The 9,142-nt window shown below is 70.8% G+C and carries 9 protein-coding genes; 6 read left to right on the top strand and 3 right to left on the bottom strand.

Annotated features, from left to right (window positions below; translation table 11 throughout):
- Positions 1 to 19 precede the first annotated feature (19 nt).
- Positions 20 to 646 carry a Maf family protein gene (locus G6045_RS36750; protein WP_165336572.1) on the top strand — a complete coding sequence of 209 codons (627 nt, stop codon included), beginning with the start codon at positions 20 to 22 and terminating at the stop codon, positions 644 to 646.
- Here the strand turns inward: G6045_RS36750 and G6045_RS36745 are convergent.
- Positions 643 to 1,092 (bottom strand): hypothetical protein, encoded by a 450-nt coding sequence (locus G6045_RS36745; RefSeq protein WP_165336573.1) that lies wholly within the window; start codon positions 1,090 to 1,092, stop codon positions 643 to 645. The two genes, G6045_RS36750 and G6045_RS36745, sit on opposite strands and share 4 nt — an antisense overlap.
- A 400-nt stretch (positions 1,093 to 1,492) precedes the next feature.
- Here G6045_RS36745 and G6045_RS36740 point away from each other — a divergent pair, with 400 nt between their 5' ends.
- The 3 genes from G6045_RS36740 to G6045_RS36730 all read left to right on the top strand — a co-directional run bounded on the left by G6045_RS36740 (position 1,493) and on the right by G6045_RS36730 (position 4,756).
- Positions 1,493 to 3,247 (top strand): acetyl/propionyl/methylcrotonyl-CoA carboxylase subunit alpha, encoded by a 1,755-nt coding sequence (locus G6045_RS36740; RefSeq protein ID WP_165336571.1) that lies wholly within the window; start codon positions 1,493 to 1,495, stop codon positions 3,245 to 3,247.
- Between the two features lie 102 nt (positions 3,248 to 3,349).
- On the top strand, positions 3,350 to 3,787 hold the full coding sequence (locus G6045_RS36735; protein WP_165336570.1) for a hypothetical protein: 438 nt from the start codon (positions 3,350 to 3,352) through the stop codon (positions 3,785 to 3,787).
- Between the two features lie 3 nt (positions 3,788 to 3,790).
- Positions 3,791 to 4,756, top strand: coding sequence for a hypothetical protein (locus G6045_RS36730; RefSeq protein WP_165336569.1), 966 nt, complete (start codon positions 3,791 to 3,793; stop codon positions 4,754 to 4,756).
- A gap of 27 nt (positions 4,757 to 4,783) precedes the next feature.
- On the opposite strand, the gene G6045_RS36725 is transcribed toward G6045_RS36730, so the two are convergent.
- Positions 4,784 to 5,701: a DeoR/GlpR family DNA-binding transcription regulator gene (locus G6045_RS36725; protein WP_235968538.1), complete on the bottom strand. Its 918-nt coding sequence runs from the start codon at positions 5,699 to 5,701 to the stop codon at positions 4,784 to 4,786.
- Positions 5,702 to 5,934: 233 nt separating this feature from the next.
- Positions 5,935 to 7,383: an NAD(P)H-quinone dehydrogenase gene (locus tag G6045_RS36720; protein WP_165336567.1), complete on the bottom strand. Its 1,449-nt coding sequence runs from the start codon at positions 7,381 to 7,383 to the stop codon at positions 5,935 to 5,937.
- 176 nt (positions 7,384 to 7,559) lie between these two features.
- Between G6045_RS36720 and G6045_RS36715 the strand changes: the two genes are divergently transcribed.
- Both G6045_RS36715 and G6045_RS36710 read left to right on the top strand, forming a co-directional pair.
- Positions 7,560 to 7,997, top strand: a complete 438-nt coding sequence (locus G6045_RS36715) for a gamma-glutamylcyclotransferase (protein WP_165336566.1) — start codon at positions 7,560 to 7,562, stop codon at positions 7,995 to 7,997.
- Between the two features lie 147 nt (positions 7,998 to 8,144).
- Positions 8,145 to 8,960, top strand: a complete 816-nt coding sequence (locus G6045_RS36710; protein WP_165336565.1) for a purine-nucleoside phosphorylase — start codon at positions 8,145 to 8,147, stop codon at positions 8,958 to 8,960.
- Positions 8,961 to 9,142 lie beyond the last annotated feature (182 nt).

Here is a 9,142-nt window from a genome sequence, read left to right as displayed (position 1 = left end):
CCCCGATACCCTGACCCGCATGACTGCTCAGCCCACCCGCCGCCGCCTCGTGCTCGCCTCCCAGTCCCCCGCAAGGCTCGGCCTCTTGCGCCAAGCCGGCCTCGCCCCCGAGGTGATCGTCAGCGGCGTCGACGAGGACGCGATCACCGCGCCGACCCCTGCCGAACTCGCCCGCGTGCTCGGCGAGGCGAAGGCGAAGGCGGTCGCCGCGCGCCCCGAGACGGCGGGCGCCCTGGTCGTGGGCTGCGACTCGGTGCTCGAACTCGACGGCGAGGCGCTCGGCAAGCCCGCCGACGCCGAGGAGGCCACCGCGCGCTGGAAGGCGATGCGCGGACGGGCCGGAGTGCTGCAGACCGGGCACTGTGTGATCGACACGGCGAGCGGGCGGCAGGTCTCGGCCACCGCGTCCACCACCGTGCGCTTCGGGGAGCCGACGGACGCGGAGATCGCCGCGTACGTCGCCAGCCGTGAACCCCTTTACGTGGCGGGCGCGTTCACGCTCGACGGCCGCTCCGCGCCGTTCGTCGACGGCATCGAGGGCGACCACGGCAACGTCATCGGGATCTCCCTGCCGCTGCTGCGCCGGCTGCTCGGCGAGCTGGGCGTGTCCATCACCGACCTGTGGGTGCCCGCCTCGCAGGACTAGGCGGTCTGCGGCTCCCCGCCGCCGCTCACCGGCGCGGGGGGCGTGTCCTCGGGCTCGGGCCTGCCCTCGTACCCCATCAGGCTGAGCACGATCAGACCGAACATCACCATCATGAAGGCGAAGGCTTCCCAGCCGACCATGCCCACGGTCAGGGCGCCGAGCACGGCGTGCAGGACCGCCGCGCTGATCAGCAGGACGCGGGCGAAGCGGCCGTGCGGGCGGTTGCGGATCGCGGAGATCAGCAGGATGAGCGCGCAGCCGCCGAGGTAGAGGAAGACCACGCCGGCGAGCACGTACGAGGACGTCGACATCACGTCCGGGTCGATCCCGTCCAGGGACATCGACTGGGCCTTGGCGACCTTGCCCAGGACCACATTGACGATCACCAGGCCGACGGCCTCGACGAACAGCAGGATCGCGGCCACGACGGCCGCCGCTCTGCGCATCACGCGTACCCCTACCCCTGGTTACCCCTAGGCCCTGCCTACGCTTCGCGGCGAACGCTACTGGCGAGTAAGGCGTAGGACAAGAGCGGGGCGCCTCTTGGACTGCTCCGGGGGCCGGCTCATCCGCTCGCGGACACCCGAGGGCAAAGTTTGGTTCGGCCGTTCGTAGGGACTCCACAAAGAAACGTGACGCGGCGCTGGCCGCGAAGACAGAGACCTGCACCACACCAGCCGGTTACCGTGGCGTTCAGAAACCCGGCGTACCGTGGTGCGACAAGGGAATTCGCGAGTGGAGCGGCCCTCGCATCACACTCCGTGTGGGCAAGCTCACCCTTGGGGACGGGTCGAAAGGCCGTGTCGGCAGTCCCTAAACTCAGCTTGTTTCAAGGAGGGAGCCATCGTGCGCAAGGTGCTGATCGCCAACCGAGGCGAAATTGCTGTCCGCGTAGCCCGGGCGTGCCGGGACGCAGGGATCGCGAGCGTAGCCGTCTACGCCGACCCGGACCGGGACGCTCTGCATGTACGGGCCGCGGACGAGGCGTTCGCCCTGGGCGGTGACACACCGGCGACCAGCTACCTGGACATGGACAAGGTCCTCAAGGCCGCCCGTGAGTCCGGTGCCGACGCCGTCCACCCCGGGTATGGCTTCCTGTCCGAGAACGCCGAGTTCGCAGCTGCGGTCGGGGACGCGGGTCTGATCTGGATCGGCCCGCCGCCGCAGGCGATCCGCGACCTGGGTGACAAGGTCGCCGCGCGCCACATCGCGCAGCGCGCCGGCGCCCCGCTGGTGGCCGGTACGCCGGACCCGGTGAGCGGCGCCGACGAGGTCGTGGCGTTCGCCGAGGAGCACGGTCTGCCGATCGCGATCAAGGCCGCCTTCGGTGGCGGCGGCCGCGGTCTGAAGGTCGCCCGCACCCTCGAAGAGGTCCCGGAGCTCTACGACTCGGCCGTCCGCGAGGCCGTCGCCGCCTTCGGCCGCGGCGAGTGCTTCGTCGAGCGCTACCTCGACAAGCCGCGCCACGTGGAGACCCAGTGCCTGGCCGACAGCCACGGCAACGTGGTCGTCGTCTCCACCCGTGACTGCTCGCTCCAGCGCCGCCACCAAAAGCTCGTCGAGGAGGCGCCCGCGCCGTTCCTCACCGAGGACCAGAACAAGCAGCTGTACACGGCCTCCAAGGCGATCCTCAAGGAGGCCGGCTACGTCGGCGCCGGCACCGTCGAGTTCCTCGTCGGCACGGACGGCACGATCTCCTTCCTCGAGGTCAACACCCGCCTCCAGGTGGAGCACCCGGTCACCGAAGAGGTCACCGGCATCGACCTGGTCCGCGAGATGTTCCGTATCGCCGACGGCGAGGAGCTTGGCTACGGCGACCCGGAGATCCGCGGCCACTCCTTCGAGTTCCGTATCAACGGCGAGGACCCGGGGCGCAACTTCCTTCCGGCGCCCGGCACGGTCACGCTGTTCGCGCCGCCGACCGGCCCGGGCGTCCGCCTGGACGCCGGTGTCGAGTCCGGCTCGGTCATCGGCCCCGCCTGGGACTCGCTGCTCGCCAAGCTGATCGTGACCGGTGCGACCCGTGAGCAGGCGCTGCAGCGCGCCGCGCGTGCGCTCGCGGAGTTCAAGGTCGAGGGCATGGCCACGGCCATCCCGTTCCACCAGGCGGTCGTGGTCGACGAGGCGTTCACCGCCTCGCCGTTCACGGTCCACACCCGCTGGATCGAGACCGAGTTCGTCAACGAGATCAAGCCCTTCACGGTGACCCCCGACGCCGACGACGAGGACGAGGCGGGCCGCGAGACGATCGTCGTCGAGGTCGGCGGCAAACGCCTGGAGGTCTCGCTGCCTTCGTCGCTCGGTATGACGCTGGCCCGTACGGGACTTGCGGCCGGCGCCAAGCCGAAGCGCCGCGCGGCGAAGAAGTCGGGCCCGGCGGTCTCGGGCGACTCGCTCGCCTCGCCGATGCAGGGCACGATCGTCAAGGTCGCGGTCGAGGAGGGCCAGGAGGTCGCCGAGGGCGATCTGATCGTTGTCCTCGAGGCGATGAAGATGGAGCAGCCGATCAACGCGCACCGTGCCGGCACGGTCAAGGGTCTGGCGGCGGAGGTCGGCGCCTCGCTGACGTCCGGTGCGCTGATCTGCGAGATCAAGGACTGAGCAATTCCCGTACGGGAGTGAGCGGTTCGCATACGAGGAGGGGCCCCCGGCATTGCGCCGGGGGCCCTTCCTCGTGGGGGCGGCCGCCCTATGCTGAGGCGCGTGGACCTGTTGATCACGCTCCAAATCACCGCGGACGCCGAGGACTTGGCGTGGTCGCTGCAGCGGCATCTGCGACGGGCCGGCGGACCCTGGACGGTCGAGCTCCTGGACCGTTCGGAGACGGTGCGCGTGCGCGTCCCGGAGGTGCCCGGCCTGCAGGGGCTGGTCGGCCCCGTCTTCCAGTGGCTGCTGCCGCGGTCGGGCGTCCGCTCCGTCACGCTCACGGCGCCGAACGGCGAGCAGGTCGTGGTGAGCGCGGACGATGCCACGCAGTCCCCGCCGGAGCCGGTGTACGAGCCGGATCAGGAGCAGGTGTTCGAGGAGGACCGGGTCGACCTCAGCAGCATCCGCACAGAGCGCCGCCGCGACGACCCCCAGTCCGTCACACCCCCCGGCCCCGTCATCGACCCCGGCGACGACTGGCCCCAGGAGAGCTGACGCGTGGGCGATATCGCCAAAGGCGTGCTGGGCGGCGGCTGGTCGCTGCTCGTGGGGTGGGTGCTGCCGTCCGCCATCAACCTCGCCGTGTTCTTCTTCGCGGTGGCCCCCAGCCTCGACGGACTGGGTCTCATGCGGCGCGTATGGCCGAGCTCGCAGAGCAGCACCATGACCCTGCTGCTCGTCTGCGCCGTCCTGCTCGGTCTGGTCCTGAGCGCACTGCAGCAGCCCCTGTACCGCTTCCTGGAGGGGTACGCGCTGTGGCCGCAGCGGGCGTACGACCGGGGGCTTCGCACCCAGCGGGCGCGGCGGCAACGGATGGCGGACAAGGTTGCCGAGCCCGGGCATCCCACCTTGCGACTGGCCGTACTGCACGAGCAGTTGAGCCGCTATCCGATCGGCGACGAGCAGATCGCGCCGACGCGGCTCGGCAATGCGATCCGGCGCTTCGAGGAGTACGGGCACGACCGCTACCGGCTCGACACCCAGGTCCTGTGGAACGAGCTGACCAGCGCCGCGCCACAGCCCGCCGTCCGGCAGACGGAGACCGCCCGCACACCGGTCGACTTCTTCGTGGCGCTCCTGTACGGCCACGCGCTGCTGGCGCTCACGGCCCTCGCCACGCTCGCGGTCGAGCCGTCCGCCTACGGCCTGCTCGTCCCGACGGCCGCCATCGCGCTCGTGCTCGTGCCGGTCTGGTACCGGTCGGCGGTGGTCGCCACCGATGAATGGGCGGCGGCGGTACGGGCGTTGGTGAACGTCGGGCGCAAGCCGCTCGCCGACGCGCTCGGACTCGTCCTGCCGAAGGAGCTGGCCGAGGAGCGGCGGATGTGGCAGCTGGTGACACGGATGTCACGGCGGCCCTATCAGCCGGCGGCCGAGGCGGCCTTCGCCCCGTACCGCGCGGACCCCGACCGGCTGGTGCCCTTGCCGGGCACGCCGGTCGTGCCCGGTCAGCCTCAGCCGTAGAACGGTCCCTCTCGGACCGGAACCGTTCTACCTCCGCCGAAGGTCCGCCACCCGCGCCTCGCCGGCCGCTCCGGCCAGCGCCGCCGTACTGCGCAGCGCGGACGGACCGCCGGGGACGCCGCGGCGCTGCCCCGGAAGGGGCACGTCCCGGCGCGGCTGGCGCCCCGCCGGGACGGGATCGGCACCCTGGGACGGGCCCGCAGCGCCGGCGACCGCGACCTGGACGCCCTGGTCGGCCAGGGCCTGGAGCTCGGTGGCGGCACGCTCGTCATGAGCCGGGGGCTCGTCCGTGACCAAGCGCGTGATGACGTCCGTCGGCACCGTCTGGAACATGGTGTCGGTGCCCAGCTTGGTGTGGTCCGCGAGGACCACGACCTCCGCCGCGGCCTGGACGAGAGCCCGGTCCACGGACGCCGAGAGCATGTTGGACGTCGAGAGCCCGCGCTCGGCGGTCAGACCGCTGCCCGACAGGAACGCGCGGGACACGCGCAGTCCTTGCAGCGACTGCTCGGCACCACTGCCCACCAGGGCGTAGTTCGAGCCGCGGAGCGTACCGCCGGTCATCACCACTTCGACGCGGTTGGCATGGGCCAGCGCCTGCGCCACCAGGAGGGAGTTGGTGACGACGGTGAGACCGGGCACGCGGGCGAGCCGGCGGGCCAGCTCCTGTGTGGTCGTACCCGCACCGACCACGATCGCTTCGCCCTCTTCGACGAGTCCCGCGGCGAGGTCGGCGATCGCCGTCTTCTCGGCGGTCGCGAGGTGCGACTTCTGAGGGAATCCGGATTCACGGGTGAATCCGCCGGGGAGGACCGCACCGCCGTGGCGGCGGTCCAGGAGTCCTTCTGCCTCCAGTGCCCGCACGTCCCGCCGTACGGTCACTTCGGAGGTCTGGACGACGCGGGCGAGCTCACGGAGCGAAACAGCCCCGTTGGCGCGCACCATTTCGAGGATCAATTGGCGACGTTCTGCAGCGAACACGAAACTGACAGTAACCCCAACGTCCGTCTGCTTTCAGCACTTTGCGCCGAATTACAGAAGATGAGCGTATGGGGACGCCCGGAGTGGTATAGGGGCCCAGACCTCTGGCCTATGCCAGGCGACTGGGCCCCAACTCTGCGTAACGAACGGTCAGTTCCTGCCTCACCTGCGACAACAGTCCCTGCCGTGCGGCCGGCTCAGCCTTCGCCGGTCGCCTTGCGGGTGTGCAGCTGACGGGCGACCTCGGCGATCGAGCCCGACAGGGAGGGGTAGACCGTGAACGCCTTCGCGATCTGTTCCACCGTCAGGTTGTTGTCGACCGCGATCGAGATGGGGTGGATCAGTTCCGAAGCGCGCGGGGAGACGACCACTCCGCCGACCACGATGCCGGTACCGGGACGGCAGAAGATCTTGACGAAACCGTCGCGGATGCCCTGCATCTTCGCGCGCGGGTTGCGAAGGAGCGGGAGCTTGACGCTGCGGGCGTCGATCTTGCCGCCGTCCACGTCGGCCTGCGAGTAGCCGACCGTGGCGATCTCGGGGTCGGTGAACACGTTCGACGAGACGGTCTTGAGGTTCAGCGGCGTCACCGCGTCGCCCAGGAAGTGGTACATCGCGATCCGGCCCTGCATGGCCGCGACCGAGGCGAGCGCGAAGATGCCGGTCACGTCACCGGCCGCGTAGACACCGGAGGCGGACGTCCTCGACACCTTGTCGGTCCAGATGTGACCGGAGTCCTTCAGCCGGACGCCGGCCTCCTCCAGGCCCATGCCCGCGGTGTTGGGGATCGCGCCGACCGCCATCAGACAGTGCGTACCGGAGATGACCCGGCCGTCCGAGAGCGTGACCTCGACGCGGTCGCCGACGCGCTTGGCGGACTCGGCGCGCGAGCGGGCCATGACGTTCATGCCGCGGCGGCGCATGACGTCCTCGAGCACGGCGGCGGCGTCCGGGTCCTCGCCGGGCAGGACGCGGTCGCGGCTCGATACGAGGGTGACCTTGGAGCCGAGGGCCTGGTAGGCGCCCGCGAACTCGGCGCCCGTGACACCGGAACCGACCACGATGAGCTCCTCGGGGAGCTCGTCGAGGTCGTAGACCTGGGTCCAGTTGAGGATGCGCTCGCCGTCCGGCTTGGCGTCGGGCAGCTCGCGCGGGTGGCCGCCGGTGGCGATCAGGATGGCGTCGGCGGTGAGCAGGGTCTCGGTGCCGTCGGCGGCGGTGACGATGACATCGCGGGTGCCGTCGATGCCGGACGGTCCCGCGAGGCGGCCGCGGCCGCGGAGGACCTTGGCGCCGGCGCGGGTCACGGAGGCGGTGATGTCGTGCGACTGGGCGAGCGCGAGGCGCTTCACCCGTCGGTTGACCTTGCCCAGGTCCACGCCGACGACGCGGGCCGGGGAGTCGGGGTCCGGGGTGTCGTCCTCGACGATGATGCCGAGTTCTTCATACGACGAGTCGAAGGTGGTCATCACCTCGGCCGTCGCGATCAGAGTCTTCGACGGTACGCAGTCGGTGAGCACCGACGCCCCGCCCAGACCGTCGCAGTCGACGACGGTCACCTCCGCGCCGAGTTGAGCCGCCACGAGGGCCGCTTCATATCCGCCGGGTCCGCCACCGATGATCACGATCCGAGTCACGTACTCCATTGTCCCGCACGACTCAAGGGGTTACGCCCCCGGGGCGACGGTTGGGTGAGAGCTGGGGTATCCCGGGGTTTCCGGGCGCTCCTATTCGTCGCGCCCGGCGGGGCCGCCGCACGGGTTCGCACCCGGCCTCACCAGTCCGCACGCCCGTCACCTACCACTGCCGTACCCTCGATCCCATGTCGCTCTACGCCGCGTACGCCGGCAATCTCGACCCGCGGCTCATGTCCCGCCGCGCCCCGTACTCGCCGCTGCGCGCCACCGGGTGGCTGAGCGGGTGGCGCCTGACGTTCGGCGGGGAGCACATGGGGTGGGAGGGCGCCCTGGCCACGGTCGTCGAGGCACCGCGCTCGCAGGTGTTCGTCGCGCTGTACGACATCGCGCCGATGGACGAGGACTCCCTGGACCGCTGGGAAGGCGTAGGGCTCGACATCTACCGCCGGATGCGGGTGCGGGTGCAGACCCTCGAGGGCGAGATGCCGGCCTGGGTCTACGTCCTCAACGGGTACGAGGGCGGCCTGCCCTCGGCGCGCTACCTGGGCGAACTGGCGGATGCGGCCGAGTCGGCGGGGGCGCCGCACGATTACGTGATGGAGCTTCGTAAGCGGCCTTGCTGAGATCTTTCAGCTCAGGGGAATCCGCCCGCCGCAGGCGCCCCACCAGCACCCCCACGTCCTCTTTGGCAGAACCCACAACCCGACGCGTACCGCCCTCGTACGGCACGCATCTACGCGCGTAGGCCATTAGCGGATACCCTCTTGCGCGTGAACGCTTCGAATACGCCCCCCACCGACCCCTACGCCGCCGCCGACGCCGCCGCCACCAAGCTGCGCGAGCTGACCGGGGCCGCTGCCCATGACGTCGCCCTCGTGATGGGCTCCGGGTGGGCTCCCGCCGTGGACGCGCTCGGTGCCCCCGAGGCCGAGTTCGCCGTGACCGAGCTGCCCGGCTTCCCGCCGCCGGCCGTCGAGGGCCACGGCGGCAAGATCCGCTCGTACAAGATCGGGGACAAGCGCGCCCTGGTCTTCCTCGGACGGACCCACTACTACGAGGGCCGCGGCGTCGCCTCCGTGGCGCACGGTGTGCGCACCGCCGTCGCCGCGGGCTGCAAGACCGTCGTCCTGACGAACGGCTGCGGCGGCCTGCGGGACGGCATGCGTCCCGGCCAGCCGGTCCTCATCAGCGACCACCTGAACCTCACGGCGACCTCGCCGATCGTCGGCGCGAACTTCGTCGATCTGACCGACCTGTACTCGCCGCGGCTTCGCGCGCTGTGCAAGGAGGTCGACCCGACGCTGGAGGAGGGCGTGTACGCGCAGTTCCCCGGCCCGCACTACGAGACGCCCGCCGAGATCCGGATGGCCCGGACGATCGGGGCGGACCTGGTCGGCATGTCGACCGTGCTCGAGGCGATCGCGGCGCGTGAGGCGGGGGCCGAGGTGCTCGGCATCTCTCTGGTCACCAACCTCGCGGCGGGCATGACGGGCGAGCCCCTGAACCACGAAGAGGTCCTCCAGGCGGGCCGCGACTCGGCGACGCGGATGGGGCAGCTCCTGACGCAGGTGCTCGACCGCATCTGAGGGTCGCTTGTCCGGGGTGGGGTGCCTGCTCATTCGGGCAATGGCACCCCGTCCCCTCACGCCGGTACGGCGGCCGCACAATTCAGCCCCTGCGGCGATTGAGCAGATCCGAACGAAGTTCGGCTGTGACATTGTGCGGCTCCGCCGCGTGGGGGGTCCGGGGCGAAGCCCCGGTTTCGGGA

This window comes from Streptomyces mesophilus, assembly GCF_011044995.1.
GTDB classification, from domain to species: Bacteria; Actinomycetota; Actinomycetes; order Streptomycetales; family Streptomycetaceae; genus Streptomyces; species Streptomyces mesophilus.
Note: the sequence above shows the minus strand (reverse complement) of the source record. Positions and strands in the feature narration are given on the sequence as shown.

Coding starts and splice junctions, on each gene's coding strand:
- G6045_RS36750 (WP_165336572.1), top strand. CDS start 20: ATGACTGCTCAGCCCACCCGCCGCCGCCTCGTGCTCGCCTCCCAGTCC.
- G6045_RS36745 (WP_165336573.1), bottom strand. CDS start 1,092: ATGCGCAGAGCGGCGGCCGTCGTGGCCGCGATCCTGCTGTTCGTCGAG.
- G6045_RS36725 (WP_235968538.1), bottom strand. CDS start 5,701: ATGGTGCGCGCCAACGGGGCTGTTTCGCTCCGTGAGCTCGCCCGCGTC.
- G6045_RS36720 (WP_165336567.1), bottom strand. CDS start 7,383: ATGGAGTACGTGACTCGGATCGTGATCATCGGTGGCGGACCCGGCGGA.
- G6045_RS36715 (WP_165336566.1), top strand. CDS start 7,560: ATGTCGCTCTACGCCGCGTACGCCGGCAATCTCGACCCGCGGCTCATG.